This window comes from Peribacillus frigoritolerans (genome assembly GCF_001636405.1).
GTDB lineage: Bacteria > Bacillota > Bacilli > Bacillales > DSM-1321 > Peribacillus > Peribacillus frigoritolerans.
Genome location: NZ_KV440950.1, coordinates 4,142,461 through 4,161,074, shown reverse-complemented (window position 1 = coordinate 4,161,074; position 18,614 = coordinate 4,142,461). Strand labels below are relative to the sequence as shown.

The window sequence follows — 18,614 nt, the reverse complement described above, 5'->3', positions numbered from 1 at the left end:
AATACTAGTGATACGTTTTACACAAACTTTTTTAGGAGTGAATTTTTTGAAATTAAGAGAAAATATTCGTAATATAGCCATCATTGCTCACGTTGACCATGGTAAAACGACGTTAGTGGATCAGTTGCTAAAGCAATCTGGTACTTTCCGTGAAAATGAACATGTGGAAGAACGTGCGATGGATTCTAATGCGATTGAAAAAGAACGCGGAATTACGATTCTTGCGAAAAATACAGCAGTTCAATACCAAGATACAAGAATCAATATTTTGGATACACCTGGTCATGCCGACTTTGGTGGTGAAGTGGAACGGATCATGAAAATGGTCGATGGCGTTCTTCTTGTTGTTGATGCATATGAAGGCTGTATGCCGCAAACTCGCTTCGTGTTGAAAAAAGCATTGGAACAAAAGATCACGCCAATCGTTGTCGTGAACAAAATCGATAAAGATTCTGCACGTCCAAATGAAGTGGTCGATGAAGTAATTGACTTATTCATCGAACTAGGAGCTGAAGAAGAACAATTAGACTTCCCAGTTGTCTTCACTTCAGGTATCGCTGGTACTGCGAGCTTGGATTCAGATCCTGCTAAACAAGAAGAAGACATGACCCCACTTTTCGAAACAATCGTCGAAACGATCCCTGCACCAATTGATAACTCAGATGAACCGCTTCAATTCCAAGTGGCTTTACTTGACTATAATGATTATGTAGGACGTATTGGCGTTGGCCGTGTATTCCGCGGTAAAATGCATGTAGGTCAACAAGTTTCATTAATGAAACTTGATGGAAAGGTTAAACAATTCCGTGTAACGAAAATCTTTGGTTATATTGGTTTGAAGAAAGTTGAAATCCAAGAAGCCGTTGCCGGTGATTTAATTGCCGTTTCTGGTATGGAGGATATTAACGTAGGGGAAACGGTTTGTCCGACCGAGCACCCTGAAGCTCTACCTATCCTGCGTATTGACGAGCCAACATTACAAATGACTTTCCTTGTAAATAACAGCCCATTCGCAGGCCGTGAAGGTAAATTCGTTACAGCTCGTAAAATTGAAGAGCGTTTGAGAAACCAATTGCAGACTGATGTCAGCTTAAGAGTCGAAAATACTGATTCTCCGGATGTCTGGATTGTTTCAGGTCGTGGGGAGCTTCACCTTTCCATCCTGATCGAAAACATGAGACGTGAAGGTTATGAACTGCAAGTTTCTAAACCGGAAGTTATCGTTCGTTTGATTGATGGTGTCCGTTGTGAGCCGGTTGAACGTGTACAAATCGATGTACCCGAGGAGCACACTGGTTCGATCATGGAATCAATGGGAGCCCGTAAAGGTGAATTATTGGATATGATCAACAGCGGTAGCGGTCAAGTTCGTTTACTGTTCACGATCCCAGCTCGCGGACTTATTGGCTATTCAACTGAGTTCTTAACGATTACACGCGGATATGGTATCATGAACCATTCATTTGACAGCTATCAACCAATGGCACAAGGTCAAGTCGGCGGAAGACGCCAAGGTGTGCTTGTATCCATGGAATCAGGAAAAACTACACAATACGGTATTATGCAAGTAGAAGACCGCGGTGTTATTTTCGTTGAGCCAGGTACGGATATTTATGAAGGCATGATCGTCGGGGAACATAACCGTGATAGCGATTTGACTGTTAATATCGTTAAAGCGAAACAAATGACCAATATGCGTTCAGCAAATAAAGACCAAACTTCTTCCATGAAAAAACCAAGAATCATGTCCCTTGAAGAAGCTCTGGAATACTTGAACGATGACGAGTACTGTGAAGTAACTCCGGATTCAATCCGCCTTCGTAAAAAAATTCTAGATAAAAACGAGCGTGAAAGAGCAGCTAAAAGAAAAAAAGTTGCTATTGAAGAAAAATAAATAGCAAGAGGAGGAGAAAAGATTGGATATCCAAGAGCGATTATCATTTTTTGCAGCATTGTACAGAGTGGATGAAAATCCTGAAGCAGGAATGTGGTATTTATATTTGACGGTCTTTGGATTATGCATCCTTGTCTATCAGTTAGGTTTTGCCAAAAAGTTACCATTGCTAAAAAATGTGGTCATTTATGTGGTAATGGCACTTGGATGTACCCTTCTTTCTTTCTTTGCGGTGTTTCTCCCTATGGGGGAGGCATTAGTCATCGCTTCGCTTGTTCTGGGGATTTATAGGATCCGTCTTCATAATTCGAGAAAAGAAGAACAGGCTTAAGATGATGAAATCATTACAGGATGCTTTATACAATTGGTTGACGATCAAAGTTGTCTGTGATGCAAGGCCTGATGATTCAGCTGCACGCGATACAGAAATGTTTTTCATGCAGATGCTGAAAGACGATCATCAGGTGATAATCGATTCGGTTACAAAAACAGAACCTTTTTATTTCGTCGAGTACCTTTTGGGAGACGAAATGAAAAAGCAGCGTTATCCGATTGAATTGATTGATATCATGTTAGACCAAATTCAGTTAGAGCCAGAAAAGTATAAAAATATCGAGTAATGATAAAAAGAACCGTGCGATTTACGCACGGTTCTTTTTTATATTGCTTTAGGGAGGGAAAGTCCATAAAAAAGATGTAAGATTGTCCACAAAAAGAAAGCTGTCAAATCAGAAGGAAGGACAACTTCTGTTTTTGACAGCGCCGATAATGGGAAGTAAAGCATGATGGCGGGAATGATCGTGATAAAAGCAAGTGCGTATTTGTTCCATTTCCTGAAAATTTTCAAAGGATGTAGAATATAAACGTAACTATACGTAATTGCCAGTGAGAAAAGGAGGTGGAAAAAGAATAATGATTCCTCACTCCAGGAAACCGCTCCCATTAGGGGGAGGAATTCCACATTCAATAAAAGCTTATACACTTGTTTACCGGATAGCATTTCGACCCACTTCATTATCCATCCAAGCAGAAGTCCATTGATCAGGCCAATCAGAGTAACTTTATGAAATGTTCTACCACTCATCTTCATTTTTGATCGTCCGATAAAGACGGAAGTTACCGGTAGCAATCCGTTCGTTCGTACGCTCTTCTATGCGTTGGTTGCATGTATTGCACATATAGGTATGTATAGGACGGTTTCGAAGTTTCTTCGCTTCTGGGCTATCGTCAGGTATAGATTCAATTTGATCGCATATTACACATTTAACCTTCATATTAGTTGAACCTCACTTCAATTTGAATATGCTTTTAAGTATACCAATATTTTTATGGTAAAACGAGGATAAAGTGAAACTAACAGTTGAACGTTGATTGTTGGGTATGAAAAAGACCCGAAGATTCATTTCGGGTCGGGTAAATTCATTCTTTAAAATGATTGGATTGATCATTTTGCTCTTTATCGAGTTCTTTTCTTTCCGTATAATCATCAAGTTTATTTTTTTCCTTTTCGATGTTCTTAGATGGCGTTGGGGTTAAAATATCACCAGGAACCTCCGGGATGACTCTGCTTGTGATGTCAGCGAGTTCATTCAGTATCCCGGTTACCGGTTTGCCGTCTTTAATATCTTTGGCTACCTCCCTGATCCGCTCATTTAAATCCGGGTCAGCGACGATGATGGCATTAGCACCGTCAGGATCATGTTTTAAAGTTTCTCCGACTGAGTACTTTATCGTTCCAACCTGTGAACGCTCAATATCTTGGTCGATATCTATTCCGACGATGGCGAATTTGCCAAGTACGACTGCGGTGGCATCGTTCACCTCTGGAATGGACTTAGCCAAACCGGTGAGTCTTTCCGCAGTTTGCTGACCTGTATTCCTGTCTGCTTCCTTAATGGTCGTATTATTGACTTTCGTTATATTGTTTTGCGCATTATTTTCAGACACTTCATTTTTATTATCCGTTGCGCAACCTGACATCAACAGAACAGCCGCGAGCGACAATATGATTTTTTGCAATGTACAACCTCCTTAAATGTTCTTTGGTTCCAGCCTGTCCGCCACCGACCAAGTCTGTTGCCATTATTACATGCAGTGAAACATGGTGTAATCAATGTTGGGGATGGGATTCTTTGCTGGAAGTTTTCTTTATAGTCTGTAAATGTTCTTCTATCTTTATGCAAAGGAACATATATTTTATCAACAGTCTCGTCCGCTACATAACTGCTGAGTGTAGTAAATGGTAAGACATATCCTATAGAGCAGGCAGGAGGCGTCATATTGGGGAAAAAAATCTATGTTTTAGATACGAATGTCCTGTTGCAGGATCCGTATTCGATTTATTCATTCGAAGATAATGAAGTTGTCATTCCAGCAGTCGTATTAGAAGAATTGGATTCAAAAAAAAGGTATATGGATGAAATCGGAAGGAATGCCAGGCAAGTATCGAAATTGATCGATAGTTTTCGTGAAAAAGGAAAGCTGCATCAGAGCATTCCGCTTCATAATGGAGGCAGCATAAGGATTGAACTCAACCACCGTTCATTTCACAAACTTCAGGAAATTTTTGTTGAGAAAACGAATGATAACAGGATATTGGCAGTCGCGAAAAATTTATCTTTGGAAGAAGAGACGAAGGAAGATGGAAAAACGGTCATTCTGGTTAGCAAAGATACTCTCGTCAGGGTTAAAGCTGACGCCATCGGTCTAGAGGCAGAGGATTTTTTAAATGATCGCGTTGTAGAACTGGATCATATATACGCTGGGCACAAAGAAGTGTATGTATCGATTGATAACCTGAATAAGTTTTATGAAAAAAGTTTTCTTTCACTGGAAGAACTGACAAAAGATGCATATTACCCAAATCAATTCCTGTTGATGAAGGACACGCTGGGCAGTTCAGCTTCGGCGATTGGGATAGTGGATGAGAACTGCAGGCTAGTCAAGAAATTGATGTATGAAGGGGAGCATATTTGGGGAATTAAACCGAGAAATGTCCAGCAGACCATGGCCCTTGATTTGTTGCTTCGTTCGGATATCCAGCTTGTGACGCTCATTGGTAAGGCGGGGACAGGCAAGACTTTATTGGCATTGGCAACAGGATTGATGCAAACTGAAGATTTGTCACAATATAAGAAACTTTTGGTTGCCAGGCCAATTGTTCCGGTCGGTAAAGATATTGGTTATCTGCCTGGGGAAAAAGAAGAAAAATTAAGACCATGGATGCAGCCTATTTTTGATAATCTCCAATTTCTGTTCAATACGAAAAAACCTGGGGAATTGGATGCGATTTTAGCAGGAATGAGTTCGATCGAAGTTGAAGCCCTCACCTATATCAGGGGAAGGAGCATACCGGATCAGTTCATCATCATCGATGAAGCGCAGAACTTAACGAAACATGAGGTCAAGACAATCTTGACGAGGGTCGGGGAACGGAGCAAAATTGTCTTGATGGGGGACCCGGAGCAAATAGATCATCCTTATTTAGATGAATATAATAATGGTTTGACCTATGTTGTGGAAAAATTCAAGACCGAGCGTATAGCCGGCCATGTTAAATTGATAAAAGGGGAAAGATCGGGATTGGCACAATTGGCAGCTACACTTTTATAATGCAATCGGCAAGGGATTTCCCTTGCCGATTGCCAAAGTTTTTGGCAAGGATGAACGAAGTCTTATTTAACGGTGAAAGACCGTACATTTTTTATCGGATCATTGATGTTGGAAGCGTCTCCGAAATAAATTTCCAGGGGGCCGCCTTCGGATATTTTAAGCGGCTTTCCATCCTTGGAAAAGCCCAGGAAAAATTCAAGTGCCGTTGCCAACGGGAATGTAAGCTCCTCATCATCTGTTGTAACGATGACTTCGGTCACCCCATTTTCAGGTTCGGCGTTTTTTAAAAACGGTTCAAAAGGGATGCCGAAAGTCCCTTCCAGCAATCTTTGCTTCTCGAACTTTCGTTCCGTTTTTATTGTGGGTGGCATTATTGCGCCTTCCTGTATTTCTTTTTGCCAATGTTTCGAGGCGGCAATCGTATATTCTTCTAATTCATTGACTTGGACTCTTTCAGCGTGGAAATATGTATCGATTTCAACTTTACGGTCATCAAAAATCCATACTCCAGGATCTAGCGTAATAGGATATTTCACTTTTCCATTTATAAATACGATGGGTTCCAAATATCTCATTCCTTTCTGTTGCTCTTTAATGATTATAATCAATTATAATAGAAATGTCACATCTTCAAGATGGTGAACAAATTCCATGGCTGGGTATATCCATTTGAGAGGTGATCGTGATATCTCAATGGCAAAATGTTCGTCAATGTCCTTGCTTTTTCACAAAACTAAAGGTAGAATTTAGAGATAAGATTTAATCGCTCTGAGCGGGGGGATTTAACATGGCATCTGATATGCTTGTCAATCATCGAGAAAAAGCTTATGCTTTATTAAAAGCAGATGCTGACAAGATTCTAAAACTGATAAAAGTTCAAATGGAAAATCTCACTATGCCTCAATGTCCTTTATATGAAGAGGTACTTGATACGCAAATGTTCGGCCTATCACGAGAAATCGATTTTGCCGTACGCTTAGGTTTGGTAGAGGAGACCGAGGGTAAATCCCTTTTGGAAACCCTTGAACAGGAATTGTCAGTTTTGCATGAAGCATCGTTAAAAAAATAATAGATAAAACATACTAACTCAAACAAATCTCGATGATTGTTTGAGTTTTTTATTTATATATAAAATTAACGAATAATGTTATACTATATCTAATAGTGACATACTAATTAGTTCACGAAGCTCAATTTTAGTTTTCTCATTCTTTTGAATTTTTTCTAAGTTCAATGGTCATCTTCCGATTTTAAAAATATTCCCTGTGGGATTTTCCGGTCATATGGCTTTGATCAATAATGGATCGATAGTAGGGGAGGCAGATCTAATTCCCTGTTTTTTTATACGAATATATGTAATTTTTTATTTTTTTATTGTATTCAGTTAATTTTAGTATTATTGTTATATTAATTGAATGTTAAATCAAATTGATAATATATTATTATAGCTAAATTTTAATTTGTTGATGATATATGACTCTTTTTTTGTCTTTATCGGATGTGAAAAACGAAAATATAAAATATATCGAAATAATTACATCATCGATAAAATGAGCCTAAACAGATTGGACTCCTTAATTGGGAAATCAATTCATGAATAAAAAGTGGTGGAAATCTTTCACGCTTTTTTTCTATATATTCAATAAAAATACATATTGATTAGGGTGGTAGCAATGGGGAAACGTATAGAAAAAGTACTTGCGGCAAATCGCGGGGAAATAGCGATAAGGATTTTTCGAGCTTGTACGGAATTAGACATTCACACAGTTGCAATCTATTCAAAGGAAGATTATGGTTCTTATCACAGATATAAAGCGGATGAGGCATATTTGGTCGGGGAAGGCAAAAAGCCGATTGATGCATACCTCGATATTGAAGGCATAATTGCGATTGCCAAAATGAGTGGCGTCGATGCGATTCATCCCGGTTATGGTTTCCTTTCAGAAAATATTGAATTTGCGAAACGTTGTGAGGAAGAGGGCATAATCTTCATCGGACCAGAATCAAGACACCTAGATATGTTTGGTGACAAAGTAAAAGCTAGAACACAAGCTGAACTGGCGGATATTCCGGTTATCCCTGGTAGCGATGGACCGGTGACCAGTGTTGAAGAAGTCAAGGAATTTGGTGAACGATACGGTTTTCCAATTATTATAAAAGCCTCATTAGGCGGCGGCGGACGCGGAATGCGAATTGTCGGAAAAATCGAAGAAGTTGAAGAGGCTTATGATCGCGCAAAATCAGAAGCTAAAGCAGCTTTTGGTAATGATGAAGTCTATGTAGAGAGATTCATACAAAATCCGAAGCATATCGAAGTTCAGATTTTGGCTGATACTCATGGGAATATCGTCCATTTATATGAGCGTGACTGTTCCGTTCAGAGACGGCATCAAAAAGTTGTGGAAGTGGCACCTTCCGTCTCCCTTTCCGAAGATTTAAGGGAAAGGATTTGTGAAGCAGCCGTCAAGTTGGCTAAAAATATTGATTATGTAAACGCTGGTACGGTCGAGTTCCTTGTCGCAAATGGCGAGTTTTACTTTATTGAAGTCAATCCACGGGTACAGGTTGAGCATACGATCACTGAAATGATTACGGGCATTGATATCGTTCAATCTCAAATCATGGTAGCTGAAGGGCATGAGCTCCATGGCAAAAAGATCGGAATCCCCGAACAAGCAGGAATTAAAACTCATGGATATGCGATTCAATCAAGGGTGACGACCGAGGATCCATTGAATAATTTCATGCCTGATACCGGGAAAATGATGGTGTACCGTTCCGGTGGGGGATTCGGTGTCCGTCTGGACGCAGGGAATGGGTTCCAAGGTGCGGTCATCACACCATATTATGATTCCCTTCTCGTTAAACTTTCTACTCATGCGCTTTCATTTGAGCAGGCAGCTTCCAAAATGGTTCGTAACCTTAAGGAATTCAGGATTCGTGGTATTAAAACAAATATCCCCTTCCTTGAAAATGTTGTAAAACATGAAAAATTCATAAATGGGGAATATGATACATCATTCATTGATTCAACACCGGAATTATTTAGCTTCCCAATTAGAAAAGACCGTGGGACAAAAATGCTTTCATATATCGGAAATGTGACCGTGAATGGATTCCCGGGAGTCGAGAAAAAGAAAAAACCTGTTTTTGATCCAGCACCGATTCCTAATGTTGGTGGCCTGCCGCTTATCTCGGGTACAAAAAATATACTTGAAGAGCAAGGAGCAGAGGGACTGGTCAATTGGATCAAAGAACAGAAAGAGGTATTGATCACCGATACGACTTTCCGTGATGCACATCAATCTTTACTGGCGACGAGAATCAGGTCGAAAGATATCCTTGATATCGCAGAACCTACAGCAAAACTGCTTCCTGATTTATTTTCAATGGAAATGTGGGGCGGGGCAACTTTCGATGTCGCCTATCGTTTCTTGAAAGAAGATCCGTGGGACAGGCTGTTAAGTTTCAGGAAAAAAGCACCGAATGTCCTATTACAAATGCTTTTAAGGGCTTCAAATGCAGTTGGTTATAAAAATTATCCTGATAATGTCATTCGTGAATTCGTAGAGAAATCAGCGGATGCAGGCGTTGATGTTTTCCGTATCTTCGATAGTTTAAACTGGGTTAAAGGGATGGAATTGGCTATTGATGCAGTACGTCAATCCGGCAAAATTGCAGAAGCTGCCATTTGTTATACAGGGGACTTGAATGATCCATCACGCAGCAAGTATAATATCGACTATTATAAAAATATGGCGGTGGAATTGGAAAAAGCCGGTGCCCATATTTTAGCGATCAAGGATATGGCCGGGCTCTTGAAGCCTGATGCTGCTTACCGCCTTGTCTCGGAACTGAAAGAATCGACATCCCTTCCGATTCATCTGCATACTCATGATACAAGCGGAAATGGAATTTACATGTATTCTAAAGCGATTGAAGCTGGTGTGGATATCGTTGATACGGCGATTGGTTCTTTAGCTGGACTGACTTCGCAGCCAAGTGTACAAACACTTCATTATGCATTGGAGGGTTCAAGCAGACAGCCTAAGTTGGAAGTCGATTCACTAGAGCGTTTAGGAGAATACTGGGGTGAGGTCAGGAAATTCTATCATGACTTCGAAAGCGGAATGAATGCACCTCATACCGAGGTTTACAAACACGAAATGCCAGGCGGTCAATATAGTAATCTGCAGCAGCAAGCCAAAGCAGTTGGGCTAGGTGACCGCTGGCATGAAGTGAAAGAGATGTATCAGCGCGTCAATGTAATGTTCGGCGATATCGTTAAAGTGACTCCTTCATCCAAAGTTGTTGGGGACATGGCTTTATTCATGGTACAAAATAACCTGTCTGAAGAGGATGTTCTGACAAAAGGTAAATCCATCGATTTTCCTGATTCAGTCATAGAGTTATTCGAAGGCTATCTAGGTCAGCCAGTTGGGGGATTCCCTAAAGAGCTTCAGGAAGTTATCCTGAAAGGGAAGAAACCTATAACAGTAAGACCGGGTGAGTTATTGGAAGAAGTGGACTTTGCAGCACTTAAAGAAGAATTATTCAAGGAATTGGGACGGGCAGTCACTGATTTCGATGTGCTTGCATATGCCCTATATCCAAAAGTATTCCTGGACTACAATAAAACGATTGAGCTGTTTGGAGATGTTTCCAACCTCGATACCGCGACTTTCTTATATGGTATGAGGCTAGGGGAAGAAATCGAAGTTGAAATCGAAAAGGGTAAAACGCTTATCGTAAAATTGGTTTCAATCGGCCAGCCATTGGCTGATGGAACACGGGTTGTGTATTTTGAGTTGAATGGTCAATCACGTGAAGTGATCATCAAGGATGAAAACATTAAATCTTCCGTTGTATCAAAAGTAAAAGCTGATCCAAAAAATAAAGAACAAATCGGTGCGACAATGCCAGGTACGGTAATTCGTGTAGTGGTCGAGAAAGGAGATCAGGTCAAGCAGGGTGATCACCTGATCATTACGGAAGCGATGAAAATGGAAACCACCGTGCAAGCACCATTCTCCGGGACCATCAAAGATATTTATGTAAAAGATGGAGAAGCGATCAGTACTGGGGACTTATTGATTGAAATAACTAAGTAATATCGCTGACTGTGACCTTTTGAATGATTTAGGGTATATGGGGGTATGCTTGAGGTTTCAAGCTGCCCTACACCCTCTTTCAAGGCAATCCACGGTATCTTAAGACAAAACAAAAACCACCATTCCCTGGGGAATGGTGGTTTTTGTTTTGTCTTATTATATTATTGATTGAACAATCAGAAATTAACGGGCGGGTACTGTTGGTGTTATGTCCTTTTCATCCTGTCCTTTGACTGTGTGCGTGGAGTTTCTTTTTTGCTTGGCCAGTGCATTTTTTTTGCTTCTTGATGTCAATAGCATCAAATAGCTCATTACACCAAAAAAGCAGGCAATGAATAATGCGTGTGTCAATGCGATATATAAGTTTTGCCTTGAGAAAATGATGAAGGCTCCAGCGGTAACCTGTAAAAATACGAGAATGAATGCAGCCATCCAACCGCCATATAACACTTTTTGATTTTTGTAATGTTTTTTTGCGATATAAGCCACATACGATACCCAAATGAAAATGGCGCCTGCGATTGCACGGTGTCCCATCTGAACCCATTCATAAAGGTTAGAGGGGAGTGCAAGGCTGTCATTTACACATAAAGGCCAATCCTTACAGATAAGACTTGATTCTGTATGCCTTACAAGAGCACCTGTATATACGACTACGAGACAAAAAATCAATACGCCAATGATATGGAATTTCATTCGTTTGTCAACTATAAGTTTTTCGGCTTCGAACTTCTTGTCTACTTCAAAAATCAACAATGTCAGTAAAAAGACGGCAGCAAAGGAAATGAGCGATATGCCGAAATGAAGGGCAAGGACAAAATCGGATTGTGACCAAATGACGGCAGCTGCCCCGATTAACCCTTGTAGTAACAGAAAACCAAAAGAAAGGACGGATAAGAAACGTGCTTCACGGATATGGCCGATTTTTTTCCAAGACATATACGATAAAATTAAAACCAAGAATCCTCCAGCACCTGAAACGAGACGATGGGAAAGTTCAATGACCAATTCAATCGTGATTTTGTCCGGGATCAATTGGCCATTACACAATGGCCAGGACCTGCCGCATCCCATGCCGGAATCCGTCTTCGTGACTAAAGCGCCGCCAAGTAAGATGAAAAGCATTACAATCGTTGTTAAAACAGCAAACCATTTAAGAGACGATTTCACTAGTAGTCCCACCTTTTTCTCTGTAGCAAATTAGGATTGTTCCATAAAATTAATAATAGCATAAGATTTTTCATAATATTTGTCGAACTTCCTCGATATTACACAAAATAGAATGATTTTACAAGTTCAGTTAATATTATAACTATTAATTAAAATGCCTGAAATAGTTGAAAGTTACAAAAGACTTTGATAGAAATAAAGGGAGTGTAAACCTTCAAGTAGGAGCAAAATAGGGATAGAGCCTAGGGGATGATGATAATAGCATACTATTCATGTTCTTGATGAACATCTTACAAGAGCAGTAAATTATTGAGACACAAATTGGTCAAAAATATCCGAAAAATTTTCACAAAAGCTTCCAAAAATGTGTTTTAATATATTGAAGAAATGATTTTACTAAATTTTACTGTTATTAAGCATGATATTAAGAATGATAGCTCTCGATGGATTCCATTGACGACAGTCATTGGTAAATAATTTACTTTTTGTTTACGCTTCCTTGGTTACAAATATCAAAAAGTATGAAATAATGTTCTATAGCATATGTAAGTATTTTTTTGCATTTGCGTTGTGCTGAATGATTTAAAGGAGGAAAACAAATGTCAGAAACAAGGGGTTTGTCAGAAGCTGTCATGGAGGACAGTAAAGCCGCCCTTCAATCGGATATACCTGAAACAACAGCTTGGAAGGATTTTCTCGCACTTATAAAAGTGGGGATCGTCAATTCAAATATAATTACAGCTTTTACCGGCGTGTGGTTAGCTCTTCATTTTTCGGGGCTTAGCTTCTTAAGCAATCTAGATGTAGTGTTTTATACACTTGCAGGTTCGGCGCTCATAATGGCGGGATCTTGCAGTTTCAATAATTATTATGACCGTGATATCGATCATTTAATGGAAAGAACGAAAAACCGTCCAACGGTAACCGGGAAAGTACAGCCTTCAAAGGTATTGGCGTTAAGTTTCGGCTTAATTGCTGCAGGGCTGATTTTACTTGCATTGACTAATATGACAACTGCCATACTGGGAGCATTCGGCGTCTTCGCCTATGTTGTTTTATATACTATGGTTTTCAAACGTAGATTTGTCTCGAATACGATAATAGGCAGTATATCCGGAGCGGTGCCTCCGCTTATCGGGTGGGCTGCGGTCGACCCGGGCCTTGATAAGATCGCCTGGGTCCTGTTCGCGATCATGTTCTTATGGCAGCCTCCTCATTTTTATGCACTTGCAATGAGGCGTGTCGAAGAATATCGTGCAGCTGGAGTACCTATGCTCCCGGTCGTAAAAGGGTTCAAGGCTGCAAAAAGATCGATTATGCTATGGATCATCTGTTTAATGTTCATTCCTTTCTTTTTAACTCCATTAGGAACACCGCTAGTTATTCTTGCTGCATTATTGAGTACAGGTTGGCTTATTTTGGGAATTAAGGGGTATAAAAAGAAAGACGATGTTAAATGGGCAACATCCATGTTTGTATATTCTTTAAATTATATGACCATTTTATTTGTAGCGATGGTTATTGTCACACTGATCTAGTTTTGGTTTAAATAAACTGGCGGCCTGTTCTTTTACAGGCTCCAGTTTACTAATAAATAAAGCACTGACCGCCATTCATACATATTAACGGAACCAACAGGGGCATACATAAGAGCGGTTACATGAATCAACTTAGTAATTCCTTAAATTAGGGATTCTTTCTTTTTAGAAATTGACATAGAGAGAATATTCGCAATTGCGCCCATTTTTATTTTTGTGAGAAAATTTTGACGAAAGAGGGGTTTCTGAAGCTATGAAAAAAAGGCTGCACAAATGGCGCCTAATTGCTCTGCTGGGAATTGTAGGACTTGTCCTTTCGGGCTGCGGCGAACCATTTCTATCCGCGCTGAAGCCAGCTGGCGATGTTGCGCAATCTCAGTATGACTTACTGATATTGAGTACACTAATCATGGTACTGGTTATTATTGTTGTGATTATTTTGTTTGTTGTAGTTATACTACGCTTCCGTCGGAAGGAAGGCGACGAAACAATACCGAAACAAATTGAAGGAAGTCATAAACTCGAAATTATCTGGACTGTTATTCCTATCCTTCTTTTGATTGTTCTGGCTGTTCCAACCGTCGTCACGACTTTTGACTTAGCCGACACAAAGGCAATGGATAAGAAAGATAAGGATGGAAAGACGAAGGATGCACTTGTCGTGAATGTTAGGGCAAACCTTTATTGGTGGGAGTTTGAATATCCAGACCTTGGCGTCGTAACAAGTCAGGATTTGGTTGTGCCGACAGATCGAAAAGTGTACTTCAATCTAACTGCTTCAGATGTTAAGCACTCATTCTGGGTACCGTCTGTCGGAGGGAAGATGGATACAAATACAGAAGGGGTCAATCAGTTTTTCTTAGAATTCGACGGTGAAAAGGCAGAAGATTCGAACAACGTATTCTACGGAAAATGTGCTGAGCTTTGCGGTCCTTCACATGCTTTGATGGATTTTAAGGTCATAACGAAGTCTAAAAGTGATTTTGAAGCATGGACTAAAGATATGAAAGCCTCGAAGGAACCTGTCGTTGAAGGCGATCTGGCCAAACAGGGTGAAGATGTCTTTAATCAAAGTTGTATAGGCTGCCATGCGGTGACGCCGAATGACAGCAGGCCTGAAGCTGCTCGTCAGGCTCCGAATCTGGCTACATTCGGTGAGCGTGAAAAAGTTGCTGGCGTATTGGATCATACGGAAGAGAATGTGAAGAAATGGATCAAGGATCCTGAGAAGTATAAACCGGGCAACACGATGACCGGTACTTACGGTGAACTTTCGGATTCAGATATTAATGCACTGGCAGCTTATCTATTAGAGCTAAAGGTGGAAGACAAATAGAACATTGATTAAGGAGGTTAAATCGTGAGTACCTACGCTAATAAAAAAGGATTTGGCGCTACGCTTTGGGATTATCTGACGACGGTAGACCATAAGAAAATCGCCATTCTATATCTTATCTCTGGCGGGTTATTCTTTGTAATCGGCGGTTTGGAAGCGATGTTTATCCGTATCCAGCTTGCAATCCCAAATAATGACTTCGTTAGTGCCGGATTTTATAATGAAATTTTGACCATGCACGGTACGACAATGATATTCCTGGCGGCCATGCCATTGGTATTTGCTGTTATGAATGCGGTTGTGCCACTACAGATAGGGGCACGTGATGTTGCGTTCCCATTTTTGAACTCATTAGGTTTTTGGCTGTTTTTCTTTGGGGGAGTCTTTTTAAATCTTTCCTGGTTTTTAGGGGGGGCTCCCGATGCAGGCTGGACATCGTATGCATCACTTTCCCTTCACTCCGAAGGCCATGGCATTGATTTTTACGTCCTTGGACTACAAATATCAGGTTTTGGAACACTAATCGCAGGGATCAATTTCCTAGTAACCATCATTAATATGCGTGCGCCAGGTATGACATATATGCGTATGCCGCTGTTTACCTGGTCAACTTTCGTTGTTTCTGCATTGATATTATTCGCTTTTCCTCCGCTTACCGTGGGATTGGTGTTAATGATGTTCGATCGGATGTTTGGTGCGAATTTCTTTGATGTAGCGGCAGGGGGAAATACGATCATTTGGGAGCATTTATTCTGGATATTCGGTCATCCGGAAGTGTATATCCTGATTCTTCCAGCGTTCGGTATTTTTTCTGAAATTTTCGCTACCTTCTCCAGAAAAAGATTGTTTGGTTATTCATCGATGGTATTTGCAACCGTTTTAATCGGTTTCTTAGGTTTCATGGTTTGGGCGCACCATATGTTTACCACTGGTCTAGGTCCGATCGCAAATGCAATCTTTGCCGTGGCTACCATGGCTATCGCTGTACCGACAGGTATTAAGATATTCAACTGGATTTTTACGATGTGGGGAGGAAGCGTCAAGTTCACGGTTCCGATGCTTTATGCAGTTGCCTTTATTCCTACATTTACAATGGGCGGCGTGACTGGTATCATGCTCGCATCTGCACCTGCTGATTATCAATACCATGATAGTTATTTCGTTGTTGCCCATTTCCACTATGTAATCGTCGGTGGGGTTGTATTAGGTTTATTGGCAGGGATCAATTTCTATTGGCCGAAGATGTTTGGAACAATGTTAAGCGAAAAATTGGGGCAAATCACATTTTGGACGTTCTTGATCGGTTTCCATTTAACATTCTTCATTCAACATTTCTTAGGTTTGATGGGGATGCCTCGTCGCGTATTTACATTCTTGGACGATCAAGGCTTTAATACTGGTAATATGATTAGTACTGTGGGAGCCTTTTTGATGGCATTTGGTGTCTTGGTTATGGTCATCAATATCATCATTACATCTGTGAAGAATGAAAAGGTCGGCAATGATCCTTGGGGAGATGGCCGTACTCTAGAATGGGCCATTCCATCACCACCGCCTTTTTATAATTTTAAACAACTGCCGTTAGTCCGCGGATTAGATCCTTACTGGGTTGAAAAAATGGAAGGGAAAAAGGAAATGACTCCTGCAGAACCACTTGGGGATATCCATATGCCAAATTCATCTATTCTTCCATTAACGATTGCTTCAGGCTTATTTATCGCTGCATTCGGTGCTTTATACCATATGGATGATAAGACATGGACCCTGCCTATAATGATAGTAGGACTTTTGGTGACATTTGGTTCAATGTTTATCCGTTCAGTTAAAGACGATCATGGATACCATATTCATAAAGAAGACCTTATGGACGATAAAGACAAGGGAGGTAAGGCATAATGCAAACAGATGAAAGATTCACGGATGCCACTTGGCCTGCTTCTCCCGAGAAAGCGACTTTAGATGGTAAAAATAAGTATTTAGGTTTCTGGTTGTTTCTTGGTGGAGAGACTGTATTATTCGCCTCACTATTTGCAACTTACCTAGCATTGAAGGATAAAGTTCCAAATGGTGATGCAGCCTTAGCCAAAGATTTATTCGAATTACCACTTACTTTTGTTGCAACCATGCTGTTACTGACCAGTTCATTGACCAGTGTGTATGCAATGTACCATATGAAAAATAACCACTTTAAACAAATGCAAGCTTGGCTTGTGATTACGGTTGCACTTGGTTTTGGTTTTCTTGGACTCGAGATTTATGAATTTAATCACTATGTTCATGAATTCCATCATACCTTTACGAGCAGTGCCTTCGGCTCCGCGTTTTATACGTTAGTCGGTTTTCATGGAGGACACGTTGCTTTCGGTTTGGTTTGGATAATATCTCTTATGGTTCGTAATGCAGGAAGAGGCTTGAATTTGTATAACGCTCCTAAATTTTTTGTTGCGAGTCTATATTGGCATTTCATTGACGTAGTCTGGGTATTTATCTTTACTGTCGTATACTTAATGGGAATGGTGGGATAACTGATGGCGAATGAACAATCAAATTCAGCAAACCCGAATGTCGATTTAAAATATCGCCGTAAGAAAAATGCTGAAGAGATGAAACACCAAGTACTATCATTTACACTTATGATTTTCTTTACATTACTTGCTTTTGCTGCAGTAGGAATTGAGGGTTTTTCACATTGGTTCATTAAACCGGTCATTTTGCTGCTGGCAGTTGTACAAGTGATTTTCCAATTGTATTATTTCATGCACATGAAGCATAAAGGGCATGGCACCATTGCATTGTTCTTGTTTTCCGGCCTTGCAGTGGGCTTGATAACGGTCCTTGTGTTCCTTACGATTGTTTGGATATAAACCATAAAGAAAATCGGCTATTGAATGATAGCCGGTTTTTCTTTATGTGGTGATTATCATCCAAGTTTATCTATATTTGTTACAATGTTTCATTTTAGGTATAATGGATAGTAAGAAAAAGTTCATGAACGAGGTGATTTTTTTGTCTATTGATATTTTTGGATTTCGCGCTTTGTGGAGTCCTTATTATTTTGCCGCCCTCGTACTTATTACCGTTGGCTATTTTTGGCTGGTGACAAAAAAAAGGGGGAAGTTTCCGGGCAGCTCATCGCTTTCCGTCAAACAGGCAACTTATTTTTTAATAGCCATGTTCCTTCTTTATGTGGTAAAAGGATCGCCGCTGGATTTATTGAGCCATATCATGTTCAGTGCCCACATGTTTCAAATGGCACTGCTCTATCTCGTGATTCCGCCATTATTTATCATTGCGATTCCAGATTGGCTTATGAGAACACTCATAAATTCAAGGGGAGTGAAGCCGATATTTCAGTTTTTCACGAGACCTCTTATCGCCCTTTTATTATTTAACGTTCTTTTTTCGTTGTACCATATCCCGTTAGTATTCGACTTTATCAAAACGGGGATGTGGATTCATGCCGGATATACGGTCCTTTTATTTATGACCGCTGTTTTGATGTGGTTCCCGCTTGTCAATCAACTGCCCGAACGTGAAAGTCTATCAGGTGTGAAAAAAGTAGCTTATATATTCGGCAGTGGCATTCTAATGACTCCTGCCTGTGCTTTAATCATATTTGCTAATGATCCGATGTATGATACATTCACCAATGCGGAATCTTGGGCCAGTGCCATGGAACTTTGCGTTCCGGCTTCCGCACTATCCGGTTTAACGCTCAGTGGTCCGGAAATGTTCAATGGACTGCCATTGCTTGAGGATCAACAGCTTGGCGGGGTTCTGATGAAAGTGATTCAAGAAATCGTATTAGGCTATGTATTGGGTGTCATTTTCTTTGCTTGGTTCAAAAAGGAGAATGGCGGCCAAAATGATATTGATCCTATACCTTCGGATTTTCAGACTGCAGAATAATTGTACGATAAAAGACTTGTCTTGGGGCGGACAAGTCTTTTAAC

The 18,614-nt window shown here is 40.3% G+C and carries 17 protein-coding genes; 12 read left to right on the top strand and 5 right to left on the bottom strand.

Annotation, left to right across the window (positions count from 1 at the left end):
- Nucleotides 1–46: 46 nt before the first annotated feature.
- The 3 genes from typA to A6755_RS19595 are packed head-to-tail and all read left to right on the top strand — an operon-like array spanning nucleotide 47 to nucleotide 2,514.
- Nucleotides 47–1,894: a translational GTPase TypA gene (gene typA, locus A6755_RS19605; RefSeq protein ID WP_034314011.1), complete on the top strand. Its 1,848-nt coding sequence runs from the start codon at nucleotides 47–49 to the stop codon at nucleotides 1,892–1,894.
- A gap of 22 nt (nucleotides 1,895–1,916) precedes the next feature.
- The gene (locus A6755_RS19600) at nucleotides 1,917–2,225 is read left to right on the top strand and encodes a YlaH-like family protein (protein WP_034314008.1); all 309 of its coding nucleotides are present in this window, start codon (nucleotides 1,917–1,919) and stop codon (nucleotides 2,223–2,225) included.
- Nucleotides 2,226–2,229: 4 nt separating this feature from the next.
- On the top strand, nucleotides 2,230–2,514 hold the full coding sequence (locus A6755_RS19595; RefSeq protein ID WP_034315418.1) for a hypothetical protein: 285 nt from the start codon (nucleotides 2,230–2,232) through the stop codon (nucleotides 2,512–2,514).
- 38 nt (nucleotides 2,515–2,552) lie between these two features.
- Here A6755_RS19595 and A6755_RS19590 read toward each other — a convergent pair whose 3' ends face one another.
- The 3 genes from A6755_RS19590 to A6755_RS19585 form a co-directional block, all read right to left on the bottom strand.
- Nucleotides 2,553–2,984: a hypothetical protein gene (locus A6755_RS19590; RefSeq protein WP_084737986.1), complete on the bottom strand. Its 432-nt coding sequence runs from the start codon at nucleotides 2,982–2,984 to the stop codon at nucleotides 2,553–2,555.
- Nucleotides 2,968–3,168, bottom strand: coding sequence for a YlaI family protein (locus tag A6755_RS26350; RefSeq protein ID WP_072272690.1), 201 nt, complete (start codon nucleotides 3,166–3,168; stop codon nucleotides 2,968–2,970). The genes A6755_RS19590 and A6755_RS26350 overlap by 17 nt, the downstream gene beginning before the upstream one ends.
- 145 nt (nucleotides 3,169–3,313) lie before the next feature.
- Nucleotides 3,314–3,913: a YhcN/YlaJ family sporulation lipoprotein gene (locus A6755_RS19585; protein ID WP_084737983.1), complete on the bottom strand. Its 600-nt coding sequence runs from the start codon at nucleotides 3,911–3,913 to the stop codon at nucleotides 3,314–3,316.
- Nucleotides 3,914–4,174: 261 nt separating this feature from the next.
- Between A6755_RS19585 and A6755_RS19580 the strand changes: the two genes are divergently transcribed.
- Nucleotides 4,175–5,506 (top strand): PhoH family protein, encoded by a 1,332-nt coding sequence (locus A6755_RS19580; RefSeq protein WP_034314003.1) that lies wholly within the window; start codon nucleotides 4,175–4,177, stop codon nucleotides 5,504–5,506.
- Between the two features lie 62 nt (nucleotides 5,507–5,568).
- Here A6755_RS19580 and A6755_RS19575 read toward each other — a convergent pair whose 3' ends face one another.
- Nucleotides 5,569–6,072: a hypothetical protein gene (locus A6755_RS19575; protein ID WP_034313999.1), complete on the bottom strand. Its 504-nt coding sequence runs from the start codon at nucleotides 6,070–6,072 to the stop codon at nucleotides 5,569–5,571.
- Nucleotides 6,073–6,293: 221 nt separating this feature from the next.
- On the opposite strand from A6755_RS19575, the gene A6755_RS19570 reads away from it, so the two are divergent.
- Together A6755_RS19570 and pyc are read left to right on the top strand one after the other, a co-directional pair.
- Entirely contained in the window at nucleotides 6,294–6,575 is a 282-nt protein-coding gene (locus A6755_RS19570; protein ID WP_034313996.1) for an Fpa/YlaN family protein, read from the top strand.
- Nucleotides 6,576–7,179: 604 nt separating this feature from the next.
- Nucleotides 7,180–10,617 (top strand): pyruvate carboxylase, encoded by a 3,438-nt coding sequence (pyc, locus tag A6755_RS19565; protein WP_034313994.1) that lies wholly within the window; start codon nucleotides 7,180–7,182, stop codon nucleotides 10,615–10,617.
- Between the two features lie 183 nt (nucleotides 10,618–10,800).
- Here the strand turns inward: pyc and A6755_RS19560 are convergent, their stop codons facing one another.
- Nucleotides 10,801–11,787, bottom strand: coding sequence for a COX15/CtaA family protein (locus A6755_RS19560; protein ID WP_063591703.1), 987 nt, complete (start codon nucleotides 11,785–11,787; stop codon nucleotides 10,801–10,803).
- Nucleotides 11,788–12,386: 599 nt separating this feature from the next.
- On the opposite strand from A6755_RS19560, the gene cyoE reads away from it, so the two are divergent.
- The 6 genes from cyoE to ctaG all read left to right on the top strand — a co-directional run bounded on the left by cyoE (nucleotide 12,387) and on the right by ctaG (nucleotide 18,570).
- Entirely contained in the window at nucleotides 12,387–13,325 is a 939-nt protein-coding gene (gene cyoE / locus A6755_RS19555; protein ID WP_034313989.1) for a heme o synthase, read from the top strand.
- A gap of 253 nt (nucleotides 13,326–13,578) precedes the next feature.
- Nucleotides 13,579–14,661, top strand: coding sequence for a cytochrome c oxidase subunit II (gene coxB / locus A6755_RS19550; protein WP_034313987.1), 1,083 nt, complete (start codon nucleotides 13,579–13,581; stop codon nucleotides 14,659–14,661).
- Between the two features lie 24 nt (nucleotides 14,662–14,685).
- The gene (gene ctaD, locus A6755_RS19545) at nucleotides 14,686–16,557 is read left to right on the top strand and encodes a cytochrome c oxidase subunit I (protein WP_034313984.1); all 1,872 of its coding nucleotides are present in this window, start codon (nucleotides 14,686–14,688) and stop codon (nucleotides 16,555–16,557) included.
- The gene (locus tag A6755_RS19540) at nucleotides 16,557–17,186 is read left to right on the top strand and encodes a cytochrome (ubi)quinol oxidase subunit III (RefSeq protein ID WP_063591702.1); all 630 of its coding nucleotides are present in this window, start codon (nucleotides 16,557–16,559) and stop codon (nucleotides 17,184–17,186) included. Before ctaD ends, A6755_RS19540 begins: the two co-directional genes overlap by 1 nt.
- Nucleotides 17,187–17,189: 3 nt before the next feature.
- Nucleotides 17,190–17,525, top strand: a complete 336-nt coding sequence (gene ctaF, locus A6755_RS19535; protein WP_063591701.1) for a cytochrome c oxidase subunit IVB — start codon at nucleotides 17,190–17,192, stop codon at nucleotides 17,523–17,525.
- Nucleotides 17,526–17,667: 142 nt separating this feature from the next.
- Nucleotides 17,668–18,570 (top strand): cytochrome c oxidase assembly factor CtaG, encoded by a 903-nt coding sequence (gene ctaG / locus A6755_RS19530; RefSeq protein ID WP_063591700.1) that lies wholly within the window; start codon nucleotides 17,668–17,670, stop codon nucleotides 18,568–18,570.
- Nucleotides 18,571–18,614 lie beyond the last annotated feature (44 nt).